The organism is Acinetobacter sp. YH1901141, from assembly GCF_013416935.1.
Classification (GTDB): domain Bacteria; phylum Pseudomonadota; class Gammaproteobacteria; order Pseudomonadales; family Moraxellaceae; genus Acinetobacter; species Acinetobacter towneri.
Genome location: NZ_VPEY01000004.1, coordinates 1 through 24,270, shown reverse-complemented (window position 1 = coordinate 24,270; position 24,270 = coordinate 1). Strand labels below are relative to the sequence as shown.

Genomic DNA, 24,270 nt, shown 5'->3' with positions numbered 1-24,270 from the left:
TAGCATTTGAAGTTGAGGGGACATGGCTGCAGTCCATCAGTTGCAAGGGGTAGGCTCTGCCTCTGCTGCATTACTTGAAAAACTAAATATTTTCACCACAGATGACTTGCTGTTTCATCTACCGCGTGACTATGAAGATCGTAGCACGATCATTCCCATGAACCAATTAAACGTGGGGCGCAGCTATTTACTCGAAGGTGTGGTTAAAGGGGTCGATTTTCCACCGGGTAAACGCAAGTCGATGGCGGTCAATTTAGAAGATGAATTTGGAAAAATCACCTTACGTTTTTATCATATTTATAAAGGTATTACAGATCGTGCCAAACTCGGCAATCGTTTAAGAGTATTTGGCGAAGTACGGGTTGGGGCGCGTGGTCTGGAAATGTATCACCCCGAATTACAACTGATTACTGAACATACCCCACTGCCTAAAACCCAACTGACTGCCATTTACCCAAGCACCGATGGGCTGACCCAAGCCAAATTACGTGAATACGTCAAACAGGCCTTGACACAGCATAGTGATGATTTGCCTGAACTCCTGCCTGAAAAAATGACCAATGGCTATGCACTCAAACAGGCGTTGGATTATATTCATCATCCACCTTTAAATGCCAATATGCTGCAATTGGCACAAGGCTCTCACCCTGCACAGCAACGCCTGATTTTTGAAGAATTGGTGGTGCATCAAGTCAGTTTACTGACCCGACGGGCTTATATTCAGCAAATTGCCTCACCTGCATTTTCCCCAAGTCAAAAACTAGCACCTGCGTTACTCGGTAACATGCCATTTCAAATGACAGGCGCACAGCAACGGGTTTCGCAAGAAATCATGCAGGATTTGCAGCGTAATAAACCCATGCTGCGCTTGGTACAAGGTGATGTAGGTGCAGGTAAAACCTTGGTCGCTGCAGTCGCAGCCTGTCATGCCCTAGAAGAAGGCTGGCAAGTCGCGCTGATGGCACCCACTGAAATTTTGGCAGAACAACATTATCTGAACTTTCAAAAATGGTTTGAGCCATTGGGCTTAACAGTGGCGTGGTTGTCTGGCAAGCAAAAAGGCAAAGCACGGGCAGCGGCTGAACTGAGCATTCAAGATGGTAGCGCCAATTTGGTGGTTGGGACACATGCGTTATTTCAGGACAATGTGCAATTTGCCAAATTGGGTTTGGTGATTATTGACGAACAACACCGTTTTGGGGTCGATCAACGTCTGGCTTTGCGCAATAAGGGTGCCAATCATACTACACCGCATCAATTGGTGATGACTGCAACGCCTATTCCGCGAACTTTAGCCATGTCCGCCTATGGCGATTTGGATACTTCGGTGATTGATGAACTACCGCCAGGACGTACGCCTATTCAAACGGTGACTATTCCGCTAGATCGTCGTGAAGAAGTCTTACAACGTATTGCCAGCAATTGTGCCGAAGGCAAACAAGCCTATTGGGTCTGTACCTTGGTGGAACAGTCGGAAACCTTAGATGCGCAAGCTGCCGAGGCGACTTTTGCTGAAATTAAAGAACGCTTTCCTGAACTGAATATTGGGCTGGTACACGGCAAAATGAAAGCCGATGAAAAACAAGCCGTCATGCAGCAATTTAAAGACAATCAACTACAATTACTGATTGCCACCACAGTAATTGAGGTCGGGGTCGATGTACCCAATGCTTCAATTATGGTGATCGAAAATGCCGAGCGTTTAGGACTTTCACAGCTACATCAGCTACGTGGACGAGTCGGACGGGGTGCCAAAGCCAGTTTTTGTGCCTTGTTGTATAAAAATCCACTTTCGCAAAATGGACAAGAACGCTTGCGGATTATGCGCGAAACCAACGATGGTTTTGTGATTGCAGAAAAAGATTTAGAACTGCGTGGCCCTGGGGAACTTTTAGGAACCAAACAAACGGGAGATATGGGCTTTCGGGTGGCTAAATTAGAACGGGATGATCATTTGCTGGCACAGGCGCATCATGTGGCACAGCAAATTTTAAACGATTATCCTACACATGCCGAAGCTTTGCTAAAACGCTGGCTGCCTGAGGCACCACGTTATGCCTATGTTTAAACGGATTGCAGTCCTAAGATGACTCAGCCGATCAATCTACTACAATGCGGCATACAATGGCTGCGCCAACTGCAACCGTGTCAGCTCTGCCATAGCGACACGCAATGGCAACATTCGGTCTGTCAAACCTGTTGGCAACAATTGCCGTGGCGTAGCCAAGCGGTACAACGACAAGAAATGCAGATTCAAGTCACTTTTGATTATCACTATCCAATTAATCGCATCATTCAACAATTTAAATATGAACAGCAGTTACATTACCAACTGCTTTTAGTAGGCGCGCTAAAACAACTGTCTTATCCTAAAATCCAAGCCATTGTACCGATGCCAATTTCCACTGCCCGCTTGACTGAACGCGGCTACAATCAATCTTTATTGTTAGCAAAAGGACTAGCGCGGCATTTAAATGTCCCGATTTGGCAACCTGTGACCCGCTTACAACAGCACGCGCAAAAAAGCTTAAGTCGCTTAGAACGATTGGAAGACATCCAACAGCAATTTCAAATTCAGAATGCGCCTAAAATCCGTTTTCGTCGGGTTTTAATTGTGGATGATGTGGTCACGACGGGCAGTTCAATTCATGCACTCAAACAGCAGTTGCTCAAGCTCGGCTGTCAAAAAGTCGAGGCGGTTTGTCTGGCCAGTGCTGAATAAAAAAACTATTCGGTTGAATATGCTCAACGCATTAAAAAGTTGAACTTAAAATATAGAAGAATGATCAACTGCTCTTAATTTTGTTGTAAATATTGTTTTAACCACGGCATCACCACTTCACGGGTCAGCGGTGCCAACAAAGTATCTTGATCATCCAAATCTACCCACTTCATTTCGGCAATTTCAGCAGCAATTTTTGGTGCCTGATCAAGCTGAACCCAATACACATAACTGACCAAACGGCAGTCGGGCTCATTGGCCGTTGCTGTTTCATAGCGTCCAATAAATTGTTGAATTTGCGCCTGACAGCCAATTTCTTCGGCAATTTCTCGCAACATGGTCGTTTCAGGCGCTTCATTGGGTTCTAATTTGCCACCGACCTGCATAAAACACGCGGTATGCTGTTTACGCACCACCAATAACTGCTGTTTGACATTTAAAATAATTGCAGCTGCAACGGTAATGATGTTGTTGATCTCAGCCATTTTATTTCGCCAGTTCCTGCTGCACCCACTCTAGCTCAGGCACTTCCCATTTCATTTCAGGAACACGGTATTGTTCAAATTGCTGCAAAATATTGTCAATACAATTCGATACAATCAATGCCTCACAAAAACGTGGCTGAGTAAAACCTTTTTCAGAGGTCTGTCTTAAAAACTTCAGCAAATCATCATAAAAGCCATCTACATTTAAAAAAGCACAGGGTTTAGAGTGAATTCCTAATTGTGCCCACGTCCATTGCTCAAAAATTTCTTCTAAAGTTCCCGAACCACCCGGCAAAGCAATAAAACCCTCAGCCAATTCTGACATTTTTATTTTGCGGGCATGCATGTTTTCAACAATGTGTAATTCGGTCAAATGCGGATGCGCCAATTCATGCTCTGCCAAACTTTCAGGCATGACGCCAATTGCACGCCCGCCTGCTGCCAAAGTACTGTCTGCCACCACACCCATTAAGCCTGAGCGCCCACCGCCATAAATTAAAGTTTTGCCTTGTGCAGCCAGTGTTTCACCCACTTTTCGTGCATTTTCAACAAAAACTGAATCTTTTCCTGGGGCAGAACCACAGAAAATAGCAATTGACGACATCATTTTTTCACCATGTTATCTGGCTGTCATGCCATAAAATTAAACTTCAGGGAGATTTTTAAATAAAATAGCATTCTGAGCAGTGTATTTAGTAAGATCCTTGTCTAAAATACACCCATCCACAAAACCCATACTGCGCAAGGAGAAAAGACGAATGCTTGAAGCCTTTTATGCCACAGAGCGCGGTAGTCTGGAAGATGCCACCATTAACGGTGGTTTTGATTTGCATCCAGATCTGGTCTGGATTGACCTGATTGCCCCTTCACAAGAAGAACAGCAATGGGTACTAGACGCATACTCACAAAATTTACCAACCTTAAAATCTTTGGAAGATATTTCATCTTCAGCGCGATTCTACCGTGATGATGACGGTATTTTACACATTAGTACCTATTTTTTAACTAAAAATAAAAACTATCAAGTCGATGGTGAAACTGAAGACAATTCCAGTATTTTAGCCACAGTGCAAACCGTTGCCTTTATTTTACATAAAGAACGCCTGTTTACCCTGCGTGGTGAAAAATTAGTGGCGTTTCGGGCATTTCGGGCGCGTGCACGACGTAACGACTACGAAATTGATTATAAAGACCCGACTTGGGTGCTTTTGGGTTTGCTTGAAGCCAAACTAGACGAACTTGCGGATATCTTGGAAGATATCCACAAGGACTTGGAAAAGTATTCCACAGAAGTTCTGAATAACCGCCATCGTGAGCAAATTTTAGACCTCGATGACATGATTACCCGACTAGCACAATTAGAAGACATGCTTGGAAAAGCACAACTGTGTTTGATTGATTTACGTCGTGTCCTAACTTTTTTAGCACGTCCTCGCGCGTTGGGCAGTCATATTTACGATGCCGACATTCGAGAACTCAGTGAAGATGTACGCTCACTAGTCGAACACGATGCCTTCTTATTCCAGAAAGTGCGCTTCTTGCTCGATACCACTTCAGGCTTCATTAACACCGAACAGAACGATACGATTCGTCGATTCTCGATTTTACCGAGTATGTTAGCACCACCGATGTTGGTTGCCAGTGTTTATGGTATGAACACCGACGTGTTACCTTTTGCCAAAGGTACCACCAGTTTTATAGTGGTCAGTATTATTTTAATTGGCTTCTTTATTGGCCCATTAATTTACTTTAGATGGAAAAAATGGATTTGATGCCTTTTATTCCCTCTCCTTTTAGCAGCGGATTAGAGAGGTTTGCAATCTCACCTCACTTGAATAAAGCGGGAAACTAAACGCAATAAAAAAGCACCTTACAAGAAGGTGCTTTTTTGATGGTTTTTTCAGTTTTAGACGATTAGCTGCAAATCATCTTGCAAATGACAGGCTTGAATGATCTTCATCATTTTTTCAGGAACCGCTTTAAACTGTAAGCCCTTGGCTTCAGGCGTCTGACGCAACCATTGCACCAAAACGGCCAAAGCTAAAGTACTCCCGTGTTCTAGCTGCGCCAAATTAACCACCAAAGGCAACTGCTGCTGACGAATCAACTGCAGACCTTTTTGGTAATATTGCTCTGCATTACTGAAATCTATTTTTCCAGAAACACATAATTCCTGATTTGATAATTCAATCACGCCACACCTAACCTATTTTTTCTTTTCAACCGCAGCTTCTGCATCTGGCTTAAAGGTTGCAATGGCTTTATCAATATTGCCGCCATTACGCTTCACGTTCGCTGCAAACTGGTTACGGAATTGCAAACCTAAATCAATACCCGAGACGTTAATGTTACGGATTTTCCATTGGCTGCCTTTGTCTGCCAACTGGAATGACACAGGAATTTTTTCACCATTATGCAAGAAATCAATAGTCACCACTGGGTTCTTGCTGTTGGTCGCCTTATAAGGACGCATGGTGTAGCTTTGGTTGCTAAATTTCGCAAACGCTGTGCCATAGTTCTCAATTAAGGTTTCACGGAAGTTTTTCTCAAACTGCGCGCGCTGTGCTGCTGAACTGTATTGGTTCGTCGCATAAGTACCCATCACAATACGGGTAAATGCTTGCGCATCTACATACGGATCAAGGTTTTGACGCACAATCGTTTTGACCAATGCTGGATTGTTCTGCAATTTAGCATGATCTGCTTTTAAACGTGCAATCAAGCTATCGGCAACTTTTTTCACAAAAGCTGGTGGCGCTTCTGCAGGTGCAGCAAATGCAGTTCCTGCCAACATGGTTGAAAGTACACTTACCGCCAGAGTTTGCTTTAAAAGTGTTTTCACGGACAATCTCCTTCATTACTCAACAAATGACACTTCTGCATCTGTTGTTTCAGCTGTCGCTGTGTCTTTATCTGCGTCTGACGCTGCGTTGGATGTTTTCGCTGCACCGCCAGTAATAAACTTACTGATTAAATCTTCTAAATCCATGGTGCCTTGCGTGTTGGCAATACTTTCGCCACGCTTCACAAAGTTCAAACCACCACCTGGAACCACTTTGAGATATTTCTCACCCAATAGACCATTGGTTGCTACCATTATGTAAGCATCCTCATCAATACTGGTGATGGATTTCATGTTACCCAACAGTTGTTGTTCCATTTCTTTTTGTTGCTGAGGGCTTGCTTCTTGGTATTCTGCACTGTAACGCAATTCTTCAAGCGCATAATTTTGCACTGTTTTTAGTTGTTCAGGATTAAAACTGGTCAACTTGCCATCTAGTTCAAATTCAACTGTAGCCAAACGCGATACAGGGTCTAGGGTAATATCATTGACGCGACCAATGGTGACACCGCTCATAGTGACTTTGGCGCGTGGTTTTAAACCATTCACGTTGTCAAAAGTTGCGGTCATATTGTAACTGTCGCGCAAATTGGTACCCACCAATCCACTGACTTTCATAGCCAAGAAAAATAATGCAATGCCTGTCAAAATGACAAATACACCTACGGCCAGCTCACTTGTACGTGATTTCATTAAACACCTCCGAACATGACCGCAGTCAACACAAAATCAAAACCTAAAACACATAATGAAGAATACACCACGGTTCGTGTGGTCGACGTCGCAATGCCTTCCGATGTTGGAACACAGGCATAGCCTTGATATACTGCAATCCAAGTACAAATTAATGCAAAAACAAAACTTTTAATAATTGTGCCGTTAAAAATATCTTTATAGAACTGCACGCTGCTTTGCATACCGCCCCAGAAAGAGCCTTCATCGACACCTAGAAAATCGACCCCAACCATTTTGCCGCCCATAATGCCAATCGCAGCAAAAATAATGGAGAGCATTGGCAGGCTGACAATTCCTGCCCATAAACGTGGTGACACAATACGCTTGAGTGGGTCTACCCCAATCATTTCCATACTGGCCAATTGTTCTGTGGCTTTCATCAGACCAATTTCTGCTGTTAAGGCAGAGCCTGCACGTCCTGCAAATAACAGTGCAGCCACGACAGGCGCCAACTCACGCAATAAAGTCAAAGACACCATGGTGCCTAACATGGCTTCTGAACCGATATTGACCAAAATGGAGTAGCCTTGTAAGCCCAAGACCAAACCAATAAATAAACCCGACACCGCAATAATCAATAACGACATCACGCCAACACGGTACATTTGGTACAGGAACAGCTTCACCCCAAGCAGGGTTGGCATGGAAAATAGAATTTGCAACAACATTTGGGTGGCGACACCAATGCCACGAACACGCTCAATGACGCGTTGACCTAATGCGGCAATAGCATTCATGAACGCACCTCATCACTTAAATAAGCCCGATGGCTAAATTGATAATCGACTGGCCCTTCGGCAGCGCCTGTTAAGAACTGACGTACAAATGCCGATTCATGCTGTTTTAATTCTGCAGGTGTACCTTCGCCCTGAATCACGCCTTCCGCGATAATATAAATGTAGTCGGCAATTGATAAAGTTTCGCCAACATCATGCGAGACGATGATGGTGGTTAAATCCAACGCTTCACGCAAGGAACGGATTAAACGGGTCAACACACCTTTTACAATCGGGTCTTGCCCTGCAAACGGCTCATCGTACATGATCAATTCAGGGTCTAACGCAATCGCACGTGCCAATGCCACACGACGGTTCATCCCGCCTGAGAGTTCTGCAGGCATAAGTTGTTCTGTACCACGCAAACCGACTGCTTCAAGTTTTAAAGCCACCAATTCTGCAATTAAATGTTCAGGCAACTGGGTATGTGCACGCAATGGAAACGCGACGTTTTCATATACGCTCATATCGGTAAATAACGCACCGCTTTGGAATAACATGCCCATACGTGCGCGCGCAGCAAATAACTCCTGACGCGACATTTGCGCAAGATTTTTTCCATCCAGAAAAATATCACCATGATCGGGAGTCAACTGACCACCAATCAAACGTAATAACGTGGTTTTACCAGTACCTGAAGGTCCCATAATGGCAGTAATTTGACCACGGCGAATCTTTAAACTGACATTTTCGAAAATGACACGTTTCCCTCGTTTAAAGCTCAGTTCATTGACTTCAATCAATGACGGCTCATGTTGAGGCATTGGATTATTCATAGCTGAGGGTCTTCCTGCATTTTTTCAGCACGCATACTATAAAGGATTGAAGCGCAAAATGTTATCTAGCAAATTTTTAAAAACTGTGCACGTATTGTTCAAGCAGTCTTATTATTGTTATTTAAATCACTTTTAGGACAGCAACAATTTAAAAGTAAGAAGAAATAATATAATACATTAAATTGCATAAGATGAGTGCTAAACCAATATACGGCATCATTCCCTCTCTCGTCTGCATGAGCAATCGTAAGCTATTGATGTTCATAATTAGCAAATAGAGTTAAAAACGTGACTTATTATACATTTTATTTATCTAAAGCAAAAATATTTAACATAAAAAAACCAGTGCTGAGCACTGGTTTTTCTTTATACAAATGACTATCGCGGTTTTAGTCGTTAAATTTACGACGTGGGCGATCAAAACCACCTTCACGGCGTGGACGATCTGAATTGAACTCGCGACGTGGACGATCTTCGCCACCAAAAGAACGCTTAGGACGATCATCAAACGAACGTGGTTGACGGTCACCAAAACCACCTTCACGACGTGCAGGACGATCACCAAAATCACGTTTTGGACGATCACCGAAGCTACCTTCACGACGTGGTTTGTAATCTACGCGGTTGCCACGGTTGTCATCATTCGCATCAAAACGCGGCTTATCGTTGAAGCCACCTTCGCGACGCGGACGATCTGAATTAAATTCACGACGTGGACGATCATCAAATGAACGCTGTGGACGATCACCAAAACCACCTTCGCGGCGTGGACGATCTGAATTAAATTCACGACGTGGACGGTCTTCAAATGAACGCTGTGGACGATCACCGAAACCACCTTCACGACGTGGACGGTCTGAGTTGAACTCGCGACGCGGACGATCTTCACCAAATGCAGGACGTTCACCACGTGGTTTGTCATCAAAGCTGCGACGTGGACGATCATCACCACCTTCACGACGTTTAAAGTTGCTTTCGCCTTCAAAACGACGACCGCCACCAAAACCGCCACGACCACCGCGACCGCCATCACGACGACCACGACCACCGTCACGACCAGAACGTGCTGGAGGTGGAGATGGCTCTAAGCCTTCAATTTCAGAAACGCTTAAACGTGCATCTAAGAAATCTTCCAACGCACGGATTTTGCCGCGCTCACGGTAAGTTGCCAAAGTAATCGCGTTACCAGTACGACCCGCACGACCTGTACGACCAATACGGTGTACATAGTCTTCATTTTTCATTGGTAAACCGAAGTTAATCACGTGAGAAATCGTTGGTACGTCTAAACCACGTGCTGCTACGTCAGTTGCAACCAAAATTTTTGCACGACCTTCACGAATGCTACGTAAACGACGGTTACGTACAGTCTGTGGCATTGCACCGTGTAGTGCAACAACCGAGTGACCCGCTTCAGCCAATTCTTCAGCCAACATATCGGTATCTTCTTGAGTAGATGCGAATACAACCGCTTGATCTACACCTTCATCAGATAACCAGTGTGACAATAATTTTTTCTTGTGCTCGAAACCATCAGTCCAGTGTAAAGTCTGGGTGATGTCCATGTTCGTTGAGTGACCTGTTTCAATCGCAATACGTACAGGCTCATTCATCATGCGTTCTGCAAGTGTGATAATACGGCTTGCAAAAGTTGCAGAGAACATCAAGGTTTGCTTACGGTTAGCAGCTAAATCGCTAATCGCTTCTAGGTCTTCAGAGAAGCCTAAATCGAGCATACGGTCAGCTTCGTCTACAATTAAGGCATCAACTTTATCAAGTTTGATTTGACGACGGTTCACCAAGTCAAGTAAACGACCTGGAGTCGCTACAACCACTTGTGCACCTTTTAATTGTTGGATTTGCTTACCAAAAGGCATACCACCCATAATTGCTGCAATACGTACACCTTTCATGTGACGTACAAATGCAATCGCATCTTGGCTCACTTGTTGCGCCAACTCACGTGTTGGGCAAAGTACCAAAATAGATGGCTGAGTAATGGCTTTCATGCGTTCTTTAAAAGGAACGAAAGTATCTTGGTTAGCAAGCGCGTTTAAAGTTGGGAGTAAGAACGCAGCAGTTTTACCAGAACCTGTTTGGCTAGACACCAATAAGTCTTTACCTTCAAGTGCCGCTGGGATCGATTGTTCTTGAACAGGAGTCGGCGTAGTAAAGTTCAAGCCTTCTAAAGCTAGTTGTAAAGATTCGTGTAAAGAAAAATCAGCAAAAGTTTTGCTCATAGAGATTTTCACCCTGAAAATGGGTGCTCCATTAAAATAAAGTCAGATGGACATCGGCAAAAAGCGGTACAGCAATTATCGCTGACAATGTAAGATTCAGCGGCGATCCGAGTAACGACGATGTGATATAACGCACGCATGATTACGGCTTAACCTGAAGGAATCGCTTTAGCGATTGGGGCGCGAGATATCGTCCTCTCTTTGGACCGCACGCGCATACACAATGATTAGAAGAGAAATGTTCAGGTAATGAACAGAAATTAAGTGCGTGGGCGGATTATAGCAGGATTATTTTAAAAGTCACCTTATTTAATCTACTTTTGCGTTTTTTTGTGTAAACCTTGATATATCCTGCTTTTTAGCGAGTATACCCACAATCAAAATAGATCTTAAATTAGCTATTTTAGACCAGTTGATAAAAGAAAAGCCCTCAAGATAGAGAGCTTTACTCATTTTTACGACGGCGTAGATCGTGTGATCTAATTATTTAGCTGCGTCACCCCAAGCAGGAACAACGGCTTTCATAAGTGGTTTTAACATTTTCATTGAACATGCCAAAACTTGACCATTTTCCATAGAGTCGCTACCGCCACGTGCATCGACCACTGTACCGCCCGCTTCTTTCACAATCAGCTCACCAGCAGCAATATCCCACGGTTTTAAGCCAAGTTCAAAATAACCATCTAAACGGCCTGCAGCCACATAAGCCAAGTCTAAAGCAGCAGAACCTGCGCGGCGGTATTGTGCGCCAGCTTCGGTTACATTCAATAAACTTTCAAAATGGTTTTTGGCATAAGAGATGATTTCACCATCACGCTTGGCACGATAAGCATGCCCAACGGCTAAGAAGGTGTTTTCTAGGCTGTCTTTTACATTTACACGAATACGACGCTGATTCATCATCGCACCACGGCCACGGCTCGCAGAGAACAATTCATCTTTAACTGGATCGTAAATTACACCGTGCTGCGTTACGCCTTTGTGTTGTACCGCAATAGAAATACAGAAATGAGGGAAACCGTGAACGAAGTTTAAAGTGCCATCTAAAGGATCAATTACCCAGCACCAGTCGGCATCATGGCCTTTGCCTTCCTGCATGCCAAATTCTTCGCCCAGAAAGCTGTGATTTTTATAACTTTTACGCAAAGTATCAATGGTCAATTGCTCAAGGTAACGGTCTACACGCGTTACAGGACCATCAATCCCTTTTTCTTCGACTTGTAGATCGAGTTTATGACGATTCTGATGCGCTTTTAAAAGCTCTTGACCAACTGTTTGAGCCGCACGCGCAGCCATCACCACCATAGGTTCCATTGAACACCCACTACAAATTTGAAGAGATTGATAAAGAATAATGCATGAAAGCCCCAACATTTTAACAAATATTGAGGCTTTTGGGGAAGAAGTGTTGCTAAATTTAATTCAGTACAGACTGCTGCACGTGCTGCCAAGTTTTTTGCATCGATTTTTCAATGCCTTGGGCGTCTAGACCTGCTTGCTGCAACATTTGAGCATGCGTCGCTTGTTGCATAAAGCTGTCTTCTAAACCTAAATGAATAATCGGCTTGACAATCTGTGCTTTCGCCAAGTATTCACTTACTGCGCTGCCTGCGCCACCCATAATCGCATGTTCTTCTACGGTCACGAATAAAGCAGTACTTTCAGCAATATCAGACAGTAGTTTTTCATCTAGCGGCTTAACAAAACGCATGTTCACCACACGTACTGCCACCTCATTCTGCTTGGCAAAGGCTTCAGCTGCTTCTACAGCCGCTTGTACACGACTACCAAAGGCTAAAACAGAAACATAGTCTTCATACTGTGTATTGAACTGTGAAACAATTTCCGCCTGCCCTAATGGAATTGCGGTCATTTGTTGTTGAATTTCAACACCTAAGCCATTACCACGTGGGTAACGCACCGCTGCAGGACCGTTGTACAAATAGGCTGTATGCAGCATCTGACGACATTCATTTTCGTCTTTTGGCGCCATAATGACGATGTTCGGTACGGTACGCATATAGGCATAATCGTATGCCCCCGCATGGGTTGGACCGTCTTCACCGACCAAACCTGCACGGTCAATACCAAAGGTCACATCCAGATTTTGCAAAGCGACATCATGAATCAGTTGGTCATAACCACGCTGCAAGAAGGTAGAGTAAATCGCCACCACAGGCTTCAAACCTTCACAGGCCATACCCGCAGCCAAAGTCACCGCATGCTGTTCGGCAATCGCGACATCAAAATAGCGTTCTGGGAATTGTTTGGCAAATTGCACCATGCCCGAACCTTCGCACATGGCTGGCGTAATTGCCAATAATCGTGAATCTTGTTCTGCCTGATCACATAACCACTGCCCAAATACATCAGAATATTTAGGTGCGCTAACTGGTGCAGCTTTGGCATGAATTTTACCAATGGCATGATATTTAATTTGATCAGCTTCGGCAGGCGCAAAGCCTTTGCCTTTTTTAGTGTAAACGTGAATTAAACGTGGGCCTTTACGTTTTTTCAGCGCATTAAACACGTGTGTGAGTTGTTCAACATCATGTCCATCGAAAGGGCCGAAATAATCAAACCCAATCGCTTTAAATAAGTTGTCTGCAGCTTCAGTGGCAGCACAGTGCAAACGTGAGTTGTATGTCCATTTTGGATGCGGCTGCACGTAAGCCTCACCTGTTTCACTGACATAAACCGATTCACCACGCTCCCAAATGGCAGCAAGATGTTTGGCAAAGCCGCCTGTGCTACATGAAATTGACATATCGTTGTCATTCAGCACCACCATCATATCGGCTTGGTGGGCCACTGCATCATTCATGGCTTCAAAAGCCATACCTGCCGTCATAGCACCATCGCCAATAATGGCAACAACTTCACACGGGTTTTGTTGATAACGTCGTGCCAACGCCATCCCCAATCCTGCAGAAATTGCTGTTGAGGAGTGACCAACGCCAAAGGTATCAAAAATAGATTCTTCACGCGCAGGGAATGCAGCCAAACCATCTTTGGCGCGAATGGTGGTGAGTTGCTCGCGGCGTCCTGTTAGGGCTTTATGCGGATAAGCCTGATGACCGACATCCCAAATTAAGCGATCGTGTGGGGTATTAAAGCAATAATGCAGCGCAACGGTCAGTTCGATCACGCCTAAGTTTGCGCCAAAGTGTCCTCCACTTTGACCTGCGGCATACAAAATGAATTGACGTAACTCATCTGCCACCTGTGGAAGCTGGCTTTGCGCGAGTAAACGTAATTGCTGCGGATGGTCAATCTCATCGAGCAATGGTGTTACAGGGCGTTGAGTTGGAATTTCTGTATACAGCATATGTGGCAAAGCCTTCTAAAGCCTGGCAAATCCTAAGCGAGGTCAATGGGAATTACTCGATCATATAACCGAATGGTATTACCTTCAATCAGCCACATTTCTAGCGATGTAGTTTTGAGCAGTGATTTCAGTTGGGCACACGTTGGGTGGGTAGATTATCCTGAATAATCTAACTATTTATCAACCATTATCGTGCGCTTTATACAAAAAAGAAAATCTTCTGTATAAATTCGTGTTCGCTATTCTACTAATGTCTGAGCATTACGCTATACTTTAAACAATTTATCGACTATTTCACGAGTTAAACAGTGCCGATTAAGTTTGTCGCAACCTCACGATTACCGACCGCATTTGGTGAATTCAACATTACGGTATTTCAAGATCCTGAAACTGGCGAAGAACACGTGGCATTATCCAAAGGTTTGGACACTGCGCCAACCCAGCCCGTTCTGGTACGGATTCACTCAGAATGTTTAACTGGCGATGCTTTCGCGTCTTTAAAATGCGACTGTGGCCCACAGCTTCAAGCCACTCAACGTCTGATTAATGACGCAGGACAAGGTGTGATTTTATATTTACGCCAAGAAGGTCGCGGGATTGGCTTGACCAATAAAATTCGTGCTTATGCCCTGCAAGATCAAGGACATGACACGGTGGATGCCAATTTAATGCTGAATTTACCTGCCGATGCACGTCGCTATGATATGTGCAGCATTATGCTAGATCATTTGCAGGTTAAAGCTGTGCGCTTAATCACCAACAACCCTTTGAAAATTCAAGCATTACAGGAACAAGGGATTACGGTGGTAGACCGTGTGCCTTTAACTGTGGGTCTAAATCCATTCAATGAAGAATATTTGCAAACCAAACACGAACGCATGGCGCACATGTATGATAAAGGTGACTTCTGAGTCACCTTTTAATTTTTGAATTAAATAATTTCTACTCAACTTACTTAAATCGTCATCGAAAAAATACGATTATTCGGCATACGGCGTTTTAAACGCAAATCAAAGGCCATACAAATATTGCGCACAAAAGGTTTACCTTTTTCCAAAATCTGAATGTGCTGATCTTGAATGAGCAGTAATTCATCTTCCTGCATTTCCTGTAACTGTTGCAGCACTTGCTCAATTTCAGGAAATGCCAATTCTGGACTGGCCCACGACGTTTCAAAGCTGCACATTAAATTTAAAATATGCTGACGTATTACCAAATCTTCCCGATCCAGCACATGCCCTTTAAACACAGGAATTTCATTGCAGGCTAAACGGGCATAATAATCTTCAATGCTTTTTTCATTTTGCGCAAAGCTATACCAACTGTCGCTAATAGATGAAACACCCAAGCCAATCATAAGCTGCGTTTTAGATGCGGTATAGCCCATAAAATTACGGTGCAAGGTACCATTTTTAAACGACTGATACATACCATCGCGTTCTAAGGCAAAGTGATCCATCCCAATTTCATGATAACCATAGGCCAAAAGACGCTGTTTGCCTTCTTCATAGCACTGACGTTTTAATTCATCTTTAGGCACATCTTCATCTTTAAAGCCACGCTGCCCATTGCCTTTAATCCATGGCACATGCGCATAACTGTAAAACGCCAAACGGTCTGGCATTAAACGCTGGGTCTGCTCAATGGTATTCAGTACATCTTCCAGATTTTGAAAGGGCAAACCAAAAACCAGATCATGTGAAATAGAATCATAGCCAATTTCACGCGCCCACTCGGTCACACGTTGCACATGTTCAAAAGGCTGAATCCGATGAATGGCGCGCTGCACTTTTTCATTATAATCCTGCACGCCATAACTAACCCGACGAAAACCCAAGTCATATAAAGCCTGTAAATGTTCACGGGTGGTGTTATTGGGATGACCTTCAAAACTAAATTCGTGCTGTTCTGCCACTTTGGCTTTTGCCAAAATGCCTTGAATAAGCTGCGTCAAATGTTCGACAGAAAAGAAAGTTGGTGTGCCACCGCCCAAATGAATTTCTTTAATGATGGGAGTGCTTTCGAGCAACTGACAATATAAGTCCCATTCTTTTAATAACGCCTGAATGTACGGTTGCTCGACTTCATGGCGTTTGGTGACGCGTTTATGACAGCCACAAAAAGTGCATAGGCTTTCGCAAAATGGCAAATGAATATACAGACTGATGCCTTCGCTGGCATTAGATTCATCAAACGAACGCTTCAGCGTTTGCTGCCACGCCTCGGCAGAAAAGGTAGCATCATCCCAATAAGGTACGGTTGGATAACTGGTATAACGTGGTCCAGGCACATTGTATTTTTGAATTAAAGAATTTGCCTGCTGTGTCATCCACTCTGCCCCATTCAGTTAATTGCTGCTGACTAAAATTTAGATTGTAAAAACTATTGTGCTGAGCTTGTGCATGGAAATCAACCTAGTCTTTTGCTCGGAATACATGCTGAAATACAAAGCACCTTGCGCAATTGCATGAGCGATTTGCAGCAAACTGGATAAACCCCTTAATTTTTAGACAGTTTTATGTTTTGATGTAAGCCATTTTATTTTTATGCTGAGGTGGCCATGTCGCATCCTACTCACGCGGATATTCAACGTGTACGTGAATTTCTTCTCGATTTGCAGGCGCGAATTTGTGCGGCTTTAGAACAACAAGAACAGGCAGGTGGTGGAAGCGCACAGTTTGAAATTGATGACTGGCAACGTCATGAAGGTGGCGGTGGTCGTTCCCGCGTCTTACAAAACGGTACGGTCATTGAAAAAGGCGGAGTGATGTTTTCGCACATCAATATTTCCAAACTGCCTGCTTCTGCAACTGAACGTCATCCAAATATTGCAGGCGCACCTGCGCAGGCGATGGGCGTGTCATTGGTGATTCACCCGAAAAACCCAAATGTACCCACCTCACATGCCAATGTGCGTTTATTTGTCGCTGAACCTGAAGGACAGCCGCCAATTTGGTGGTTTGGTGGTGGTTTTGACCTGACACCATTTTATCCAAATGATGAAGATGTAGTGGCATGGCACCAAACAGCACATGACTTATGTGCCCCTTTTGGCAATCAAGTCTATGCAGAACATAAACAATGGTGTGATGACTATTTTTATTTAAAGCACCGCGATGAACAGCGTGGCGTGGGTGGTTTATTTTTTGATGATCTGAATCAATGGGACTTTGACACCTGTTTCAACTATATTCAGGCGGTGGGTAACGGTTATTTGGCTGCAATTCTGCCTATTTTTGAGCGTAATCGTGACAAAGCCTATACCGAAGCACAACGTGAGTTCCAGCTTTACCGTCGTGGACGTTATGTGGAATACAATCTGGTCTATGACCGTGGCACTTTATTTGGCTTGCAGACAGGTGGACGGATTGAGTCCATTTTAGTCAGCTTACCGAACTTGGCGGGATGGTCGTACCGTCCTGAATGGGCAGAAGATTCCGCAGAGAAAAAACTCACTGACTATTATTTAAAACCACGCGATTGGTTAAATCTCAAGACGAGTTAAAGCTCGCGACTGGTGAAACCTTGCTACATCGCAGTGTAAAAAAGATCACATTCAAGGTTCAAAAAAGCGATTCTTCCACGAATCGCTTTTTTACTTACAAACTTTATTGCTTATTTTCAAATCAATAAATATGCACAGCATGAATTAACTGTCATGATAGTGCGGATGGATTTTAATAGATGATGTGACCGCGCACCCTATTCGACCATGCACAAATAGGATTTAACTATCCATACATCAAACCATGAGTCAAAGGCGAATTCATCAAACTGTCAAAGCCTTATGTCACACTGCGCCACATCTGTCAGGAGATCCGCATGTTTAGCCCGCTGTTCAAACACAAAATCTTTTTATTTTGGGCAACCTTTGCCATGTTACTTGGCTCAATTTGCATGACCTTTATTTTTGAAAGTCATCTTTCAGATGGCTTAGCCATTAGTAGCAGCATTTTAGCGGGCATTGCCATGTTCGTGATTGCCACTATTTTGGTATTAGAAACCGTTTTAGAGATTTGTAATCCTTAAGTCCAAAGACTCCCACCGTTTTATACCGCCATAGGCTTTAGTCCGCGCTGAATTTGACGTATATTGATGCACATTTCAGCACATGGATTTTGGCAAATGCGCAAACAATTTGCCGTGATTGGCAACCCAATTGAACAATCACGTTCTCCTGAACTGCATCATGCCTTTGCAGAAAAAACAGGCATTGACCTGCAATACAGCAAACGCCTTGCCCCTCTTGATGGTTTTAGAGACAGTGTTGCAGACTTTTTTAATCAGGGCGGTGTAGGCATGAATGTAACCGTGCCTTTTAAAGAGCAAGCATTTGCCCAATGTGGCGTATTAACCGAACGTGCCAAAATTGCCAAAGCAGTCAATACCTTGTGGATGCAAGATGGTGTTTTGCATGGCGACAATACCGATGGTCAGGGTTTGGTTGATGCCATTCGTGCTTTGGGCTGGAATTTAGAGCACAGTGATATTTTGATTATTGGCGCTGGTGGTGCAACCCGCGGGGTAATTTATCCGTTGGTACAAGCAGGCGCAAAAAAAATTGTGATTGCCAACCGCACCCTTGCCCGTGCTGAACAACTGGTTGCTGACCTACAAGCTGCCGTACCGCAAGCAGAATTACAAGCCATGGCACTTACCGATTTAACAGGTCAATTTGATTTAGCCATTAATGCGACGTCTGCCAGCTTAACGGGAGATGCCCTCACCTTGCCTGAGTGTTTGCAGTTTAATTTTGCTTATGAAATGGCTTATGGCAAACCTTCGAGCTTTTTAGAACAAGCCAAAGCGCGTGGCGTACCGACATCGGAAGGTTTTGGCATGCTGGTCGGACAGGCGATTGAATCTTTTTATATTTGGAATGGCGTGAAACCTGAATTAAAAGATTTCCTCTAAATCATCACCAAATAAAAATAGCCCTTGAGCAGCAAAGGGCTATTTTTTTATTTAAACTGGGCAATCTTGTTGAACGCTGATTGCCCATTTTTCACCCACGGTTTATTTTACAAATTTCTGCATATCTTCATACACATCCATATATAACTCATAATCAATCTGTTCAGCCTGATCTTCAGTTAAAGTGCGAATTGAATTTTGGCTCAATTTGCCCTGCTGACGATCAACATACGTCTGCCCCAAAATGTGTGCCGTTTTCTTTAAATTCTCCAAGTCAGGCACATCCCAATCATAAGCTGCTTCATAGGCTTTTAAATATTGCTGAGCAAATATCTGTTGTGGTTGCTTGTATTGCTGTTTCAGCTTACGCCATTCAAGTGCGACTTTATTTTCATCGACTGCATCTTCAGTCAAATTATTGATACGACGACCAATTGCATTATTAAATTGCTCATCTTCTTCTAAATGATGCTTGGCTTGTAAAGCTTCAATCCGTTTTAGCGCGGCACCTTTCGGGTCATAGTAGCGCTCATCACTGAACCAATAGGCATACACTTCTGCCATTTCCTGCAAGGTTTGTGGACTAAGATTTTTTACCCACGTACTTTGCTCTGCTGCCATGTGCACTAAAAATAAAGTCTGATAAGTCTGACTAAAAGATTCTGTTTGTTGATAGGTTTTTTGTGCCAACTGCGCTAATTCTTCATCATAACTTAAGGCGGGTTTTGCAGTGGTCTTATCTTTATTTTCTGCAGTTTCCTGCTCCAAGGTACGCCCTAAATTTGTCACCCATTTTTCTAAAATTGAGTCTTTACTGACTTCTTGAATGGATTTGGCTTGACGCAGCGCACTACGGTCAATTTTGCTGGCTTGCCCATAATTCGCAATGCTGACATCGTTATACACATGAATTGTGCCGTAATTTTCGCGTTTAAATTGCAGTGCATAATCAATTTTTGCAGCACGCCCCTGATCATCTAAAGCCACATCAATTTGCATCGGTGTTTTTTTATCTTTAGGTGTAGCATTCATAATCTGTTGAATTTCAGCCTGATGTTTTTGCCACAAAGCTGCGAAAGCAGCGGCATCGACCAATTGTTCCGAACGGTATGGTTCAAAAACTTTAGCTAGCTTTTCTTGCGGTGAAGCAAAGTGCTCATCTAAAACCGATTGTGCCTGCTCAGCACGACTTGGGCTAAATGCTTCTAATTCATAGGCATAAGCACAGTAGGTTAAATCTCCAACTTTGGCTGTTTTTGCTGTTTCGATCAAACGCTGACAGTCTTGTTCGCTTAGCATACTTGCGGTGCTTGCTGAATCTTCTGCCTGCTCAGCAGCCGCTGCCTGAACGGCTTGTTCAGCTGCGATCATGGCATCTTCACTGGCATCTGCTGAATAATCTGCCACATTACTCACTGTCGTTTCAGTTGCATAAAATTTCTGACTGACCAAATCACGTAAAGCAAGGGTGGCTTGATACGCCACAAAAGCCTCTTGGCTCATGCCATAATCTTCAGCAGTTTCATTGTGTTTCAAGTAGTCTTCAACACTTTCTTTGGCCGATGTATCTTGCGTAATTTCAGCTTGTTCAGCAGCATCTTCGGTTGTGGTCGCCTGCCCCAATACAGTCTGTTGCAAATACGGTGCATTGACCTGATCAAACATGGCAAGCTGCAGCAACATATCTTCCAAACTACTGTTCAAACGAATTTTTTCACTAATTTTTTGCTGACGGTCTTGTGCAGTTAAAGATAACTTTTGAATATGTTTAGAATCTGCCAATACATACGGCACCGCATTCATGGCTTTTAAGTATTCGGCAAATTGTGCCACTTTAATCCGCTCAAAATCGGCTTTGTATTTAGAAAAGTCGATATAGGCAAAGTCATTTTGACTGTCTTTATTCACCAAATAAGGCAACAAAGAAAAATAGTTGGTATAGAACTTATATTCATTAAAATCGACCACCATCGGTACTTTCATTTGCACCAAAAGTGTCGGTTTTTCATAGCGTGCTGCCACATTCAAAGCAGCAATTTTTTGCCGATAATGCACCGAGCCATCGTAGCTAAACTGAGTGTCATTCAATACATTCAACACAAAATTAAAAGGACTCGATTTTTCGATTGCCCCTGCAGCATAGGAAGCAGAGTTTTGTTCCTTAGCCATTGCCGTATATAAGTTTTGTTTTTCTTGTGTACTTAAACGGACTTTTTGCTGTTTTAAATACTGATCTAATTGCTTTTTAAGTACAGGATCGAGTGTAGCAGGAGCAGCATCCGCTACTTTTGGTATTGCTTCAACTAAATTGCTCTGTACCCGTAATTTGCCCTGAAAGTCATAACTTGGCGTTTCAAAGATGGCATTTAACCCTGTAATTGCCTTTTGTTCTATACTTGCCGTCTGATTGGAATTGGTCTTAATGACATGCTGCGAACAACCTGTAGCAGCTAAACTAAAAAGACATAAAGATAAATATTTTAATTGTATCTTCATTGCTAAACACCTTATATTCATTATAGATTGGTCTGTTCAAACATATAGATTATGATACATTGTAACATAACACTTCATTCGTTTTTGTAAGGTGAATAATTTTCACTATTCGCATTTCTGACATTTTTATTCGCTATTCTTATCAATGTTTTTTGATCATGAGTGTGAATAATCAACATATCGATACAGATAATCCAAAACTATTTCTAAATTAGGATTAAGACTATGCCAGCATATAAAGCCCCATTACACGATATTCGTTTCTTAATGAACGAAGTGCTTGATTACCCGACCCACTACAAAAATCTTTCTAACGGTGAACTTGCGGACGCAGATACAGTCGATATGATTTTGGAAGGTGCAGCAGATTTCTGTGAAAATGTACTTTCTCCTCTTAATCAATCAGGCGATGAAGAAGGCTGTCATTTTGAAAATGGCAATGTGACCACACCGAAAGGCTTTAAAGAAGCCTATGACCAATTTGTGCAAGGTGGCTGGCAAGGTCTGTCTTACCCTGAACAATACGGCGGTCAAAACCTGCCAATGTCGCTAAACCTCATCAAATCTGAAATGATGGGTACAGCAAACTGGTCATTCCAAATGTATCCAGGTTTAAGCGTGGGTTGTATCAACACCATTATGCAATTTGGTACAGACGCGCAAAAAGATACCTATTTACCGCACTTGGTTGCAGGTACTTGGTCAGGCACCATGTGTTTGACTGAACCACAATGTGGTACCGACTTAGGTCAGGTAAAAACCAAAGCAGAACCACAAGCTGATGGTACTTATGCAATTTCAGGCACCAAAATCTTTATTTCTGCAGGCGAACATGACCTGACTGAAAACATCATTCATATTGTGTTAGCGCGCCTCCCAGATGCACCTGCAGGCACGAAAGGTATTTCATTATTTATCGTACCGAAATTCTTGCCAACAGCAGAAGGTACGGTGGGTGAACGCAATCCTGTAACTTGTGGCTCAATTGAACACAAAATGGGGATTCGCGCGTCTGCAACTGCAGTCCTAAACTTTGACAATGCCGTGGGTTATTTGATTGGTGAACCACACAAAGGCTTACATGCCATGTTTACCTTTATGAATACTGCGCGTATTGGTACAGCAATTCAGGGGATTTGCCATGCAGAATTGGCATTCCAAGGTGCATTGCCGTATGCTAAAGAACGTATGTCGATGCGTGCCCTTTCAGGTAAAAAAGACCCTGAAAAAGTAGCTGATGCAATCATTCACCATGCCGATGTACGTCGTATGCTCTTAACGCAAAAAGCCGTAGCAGAAGGTGGTCGTGCCATGATTTATCATGCTGCACAATTGGCAGATAAAATGAACGACGCTTTAATGCGTGGTGATACTGCTGCTTTTGAAGCGCATGATGACCATTTAGGTTTCTATACGCCAATCTTAAAAGGTTTCTTAACTGAAATGGGTTATGAAGCTGCCAACCACGGCATGCAAGTGTACGGCGGTCACGGCTATATTAAAGAATGGGGCATGGAGCAAATTGTACGTGATTCACGTATTTCTACCTTATATGAAGGTACAACTGGCGTTCAGGCGCTCGACTTGATTGGTCGTAAAGTGTTGTTAAGCTCTAAAGGTAAAGTGATTCGTGACTACACCGCTGAAATTTTGAAATTCTGTGGTCAGCATGCACGTAACAAATACATGCGTCGTTTTGCATGGGACTTAACCAAGCTATGTGCTCAATGGAACGCATTAACCGTGCGCATTATGTTGGCAGCACGTAAAGACCGTGACATCGTATCCAGTGCTTCAGTAGACTTCTTGATGTTCTCTGGTTATGTCATGATGGCTTATTTCTGGGCGCAACAAGCGGCTGTGGCTTCGACCAAATTGGCTGAAGGCAATGGTCAGGAAACACCTGAGTTCTATAAAGCCAAAATCAAAGTTGCAGATTTCTACTTTGAGCGTTTATTGCCACGTACCCAAGGTCATGCAGAAGCAATGGTCAATCCATCTAAAACCATGACTGCATTAGCACCAGAACATTTTAGTTTTGACTACTAAAATATTCTAAGCAGATGTAAATCAAAAGAGCGCGTAATGCGCTCTTTTGGTGTTTACTTCAGAAAGTCAGTACTCGAATCTACACATCAATTAAAATTACTTTTAATGTGCTGTTGGAAAACCATGAAATACCCACTGAATCAGATATAAAATCAGAAAAATTAAAATCACTAGACATAAAATTTCTAGTCGTTTCATTCAATTCGCTTCTTAGCCTTGTCTTCTAGCAACATATAAATTAAATCAAGCTCAAGACAGACATATCCCATTGCGGTTAAAGCCGCGGTAATTTGCCCACGATGATGAGTTGCATGATTGAACACATGCATTAGGGTTGCAGCATAGGGTAAGTGCATCTCCACGCCAGTTGATGTTTTATAGTGCAGCTCTTGATGAAAAACTTTCTCATCCACCTGATTTAAAAAATAAATCCAGTTTTCAGCCTTCTTTTCAAGTTGCTCAACAAGCTGTGTTCTGTTGGTTTCCACAATACTATCTAATGGCAAAATTGGTGAGTGGTGCAAAGCAAAACGTGGAAACCACAAATGATGCTCACCGACCAACAAGTGATTCAGAGTGCCAAAAATACTTTTAAAATATAAGCCCTGATCCAAGAAAAAATCATCATCTGAAACCAATAGCAAAGTCTGATTTAGTTTTTGAGTTGCCCAAAGATTATAGCGGGCAAGTAACTCAAACGTTTTTAAATCCATTTAAAATTATCCTATTTGAGTTTTATTATGAAAATTGAATCAAAAGTTCAAACTATATTAACCCCAATTACGGATAAGCCAAAGATTTAATCACATGAATTTTAGGCTTATTCTTTTGGCAAAGTTGATACGCACATAGTGAAGAAAATACGCCTGCTAAAAAACCAGCAATCGAACGATGTTTACTCGTAACT

21 protein-coding genes and 1 pseudogene are annotated in these 24,270 nt (G+C 43.1%); 8 read left to right on the top strand and 14 right to left on the bottom strand.

The window, feature by feature from the left end; translation table 11 throughout:
• Positions 1–22: 22 nt before the first annotated feature.
• Entirely contained in the window at positions 23–2,068 is a 2,046-nt protein-coding gene (recG, locus tag FTV52_RS03500) for an ATP-dependent DNA helicase RecG (RefSeq protein WP_179989909.1), read from the top strand.
• Positions 2,069–2,086: 18 nt separating this feature from the next.
• Complete coding sequence (locus FTV52_RS03495) at positions 2,087–2,722, top strand: ComF family protein (RefSeq protein WP_179989907.1); 636 nt, start codon at positions 2,087–2,089, stop codon at positions 2,720–2,722.
• Positions 2,723–2,796: 74 nt separating this feature from the next.
• Here FTV52_RS03495 and FTV52_RS03490 read toward each other — a convergent pair whose 3' ends face one another.
• Both FTV52_RS03490 and FTV52_RS03485 read right to left on the bottom strand, forming a co-directional pair.
• A complete protein-coding gene (locus FTV52_RS03490; protein WP_004974664.1) occupies positions 2,797–3,207 on the bottom strand; it encodes an NUDIX domain-containing protein in 411 nt (136 codons plus the stop codon).
• Between the two features lies 1 nt (position 3,208).
• Positions 3,209–3,811 carry a TIGR00730 family Rossman fold protein gene (locus FTV52_RS03485; protein ID WP_096901050.1) on the bottom strand — a complete coding sequence of 201 codons (603 nt, stop codon included), beginning with the start codon at positions 3,809–3,811 and terminating at the stop codon, positions 3,209–3,211.
• 154 nt (positions 3,812–3,965) lie between these two features.
• Here FTV52_RS03485 and FTV52_RS03480 point away from each other — a divergent pair, with 154 nt between their 5' ends.
• On the top strand, positions 3,966–4,979 hold the full coding sequence (locus FTV52_RS03480) for a magnesium and cobalt transport protein CorA (RefSeq protein ID WP_004974662.1): 1,014 nt from the start codon (positions 3,966–3,968) through the stop codon (positions 4,977–4,979).
• A gap of 134 nt (positions 4,980–5,113) precedes the next feature.
• On the opposite strand, the gene FTV52_RS03475 is transcribed toward FTV52_RS03480, so the two are convergent.
• The 8 genes from FTV52_RS03475 to dxs form a co-directional block, all read right to left on the bottom strand.
• Complete coding sequence (locus tag FTV52_RS03475; RefSeq protein ID WP_004974653.1) at positions 5,114–5,401, bottom strand: lipid asymmetry maintenance protein MlaB; 288 nt, start codon at positions 5,399–5,401, stop codon at positions 5,114–5,116.
• 12 nt (positions 5,402–5,413) lie between these two features.
• Positions 5,414–6,049 carry a phospholipid-binding protein MlaC gene (locus FTV52_RS03470; protein ID WP_004974651.1) on the bottom strand — a complete coding sequence of 212 codons (636 nt, stop codon included), beginning with the start codon at positions 6,047–6,049 and terminating at the stop codon, positions 5,414–5,416.
• A gap of 15 nt (positions 6,050–6,064) precedes the next feature.
• Positions 6,065–6,742: an outer membrane lipid asymmetry maintenance protein MlaD gene (locus tag FTV52_RS03465; protein WP_131260598.1), complete on the bottom strand. Its 678-nt coding sequence runs from the start codon at positions 6,740–6,742 to the stop codon at positions 6,065–6,067.
• Positions 6,742–7,521, bottom strand: coding sequence for a lipid asymmetry maintenance ABC transporter permease subunit MlaE (gene mlaE, locus FTV52_RS03460; RefSeq protein ID WP_004974646.1), 780 nt, complete (start codon positions 7,519–7,521; stop codon positions 6,742–6,744). The genes FTV52_RS03465 and mlaE overlap by 1 nt, the downstream gene beginning before the upstream one ends.
• Positions 7,518–8,336, bottom strand: coding sequence for an ABC transporter ATP-binding protein (locus tag FTV52_RS03455; RefSeq protein WP_004974642.1), 819 nt, complete (start codon positions 8,334–8,336; stop codon positions 7,518–7,520). The genes mlaE and FTV52_RS03455 overlap by 4 nt, the downstream gene beginning before the upstream one ends.
• A 389-nt stretch (positions 8,337–8,725) precedes the next feature.
• Positions 8,726–10,576 (bottom strand): DEAD/DEAH box helicase, encoded by a 1,851-nt coding sequence (locus tag FTV52_RS03450; protein ID WP_179989905.1) that lies wholly within the window; start codon positions 10,574–10,576, stop codon positions 8,726–8,728.
• 483 nt (positions 10,577–11,059) lie between these two features.
• Positions 11,060–11,890 carry an inositol monophosphatase family protein gene (locus tag FTV52_RS03445; RefSeq protein WP_179989904.1) on the bottom strand — a complete coding sequence of 277 codons (831 nt, stop codon included), beginning with the start codon at positions 11,888–11,890 and terminating at the stop codon, positions 11,060–11,062.
• Between the two features lie 103 nt (positions 11,891–11,993).
• The gene (gene dxs, locus FTV52_RS03440; protein WP_179989902.1) at positions 11,994–13,904 is read right to left on the bottom strand and encodes a 1-deoxy-D-xylulose-5-phosphate synthase; all 1,911 of its coding nucleotides are present in this window, start codon (positions 13,902–13,904) and stop codon (positions 11,994–11,996) included.
• 308 nt (positions 13,905–14,212) lie between these two features.
• Between dxs and ribA the strand changes: the two genes are divergently transcribed.
• On the top strand, positions 14,213–14,815 hold the full coding sequence (ribA, locus tag FTV52_RS03435) for a GTP cyclohydrolase II (RefSeq protein ID WP_004974633.1): 603 nt from the start codon (positions 14,213–14,215) through the stop codon (positions 14,813–14,815).
• A gap of 44 nt (positions 14,816–14,859) precedes the next feature.
• Here the strand turns inward: ribA and hemN are convergent, their stop codons facing one another.
• Positions 14,860–16,233: an oxygen-independent coproporphyrinogen III oxidase gene (gene hemN / locus FTV52_RS03430; RefSeq protein WP_179989900.1), complete on the bottom strand. Its 1,374-nt coding sequence runs from the start codon at positions 16,231–16,233 to the stop codon at positions 14,860–14,862.
• Positions 16,234–16,464: 231 nt separating this feature from the next.
• Here hemN and hemF point away from each other — a divergent pair, with 231 nt between their 5' ends.
• The 3 genes from hemF to aroE all read left to right on the top strand — a co-directional run bounded on the left by hemF (position 16,465) and on the right by aroE (position 18,818).
• Positions 16,465–17,409 carry an oxygen-dependent coproporphyrinogen oxidase gene (hemF, locus tag FTV52_RS03425; protein ID WP_179989898.1) on the top strand — a complete coding sequence of 315 codons (945 nt, stop codon included), beginning with the start codon at positions 16,465–16,467 and terminating at the stop codon, positions 17,407–17,409.
• 317 nt (positions 17,410–17,726) lie between these two features.
• On the top strand, positions 17,727–17,933 hold the full coding sequence (locus FTV52_RS03420) for a hypothetical protein (RefSeq protein WP_004974627.1): 207 nt from the start codon (positions 17,727–17,729) through the stop codon (positions 17,931–17,933).
• Between the two features lie 96 nt (positions 17,934–18,029).
• Positions 18,030–18,818, top strand: a complete 789-nt coding sequence (gene aroE / locus FTV52_RS03415) for a shikimate dehydrogenase (RefSeq protein ID WP_104852603.1) — start codon at positions 18,030–18,032, stop codon at positions 18,816–18,818.
• Positions 18,819–18,920: 102 nt separating this feature from the next.
• Here the strand turns inward: aroE and FTV52_RS03410 are convergent, their stop codons facing one another.
• Positions 18,921–21,314 carry a hypothetical protein gene (locus FTV52_RS03410; protein WP_179989896.1) on the bottom strand — a complete coding sequence of 798 codons (2,394 nt, stop codon included), beginning with the start codon at positions 21,312–21,314 and terminating at the stop codon, positions 18,921–18,923.
• A gap of 225 nt (positions 21,315–21,539) precedes the next feature.
• Here FTV52_RS03410 and FTV52_RS03405 point away from each other — a divergent pair, with 225 nt between their 5' ends.
• On the top strand, positions 21,540–23,363 hold the full coding sequence (locus FTV52_RS03405; protein WP_154320290.1) for an acyl-CoA dehydrogenase C-terminal domain-containing protein: 1,824 nt from the start codon (positions 21,540–21,542) through the stop codon (positions 23,361–23,363).
• Positions 23,364–23,557: 194 nt separating this feature from the next.
• Here FTV52_RS03405 and FTV52_RS03400 read toward each other — a convergent pair whose 3' ends face one another.
• Complete coding sequence (locus FTV52_RS03400) at positions 23,558–24,076, bottom strand: DinB family protein (protein WP_179989894.1); 519 nt, start codon at positions 24,074–24,076, stop codon at positions 23,558–23,560.
• Between the two features lie 67 nt (positions 24,077–24,143).
• Positions 24,144–24,270 (bottom strand): annotated as a pseudogene (locus FTV52_RS03395) (IS982 family transposase); the annotation flags it as partial.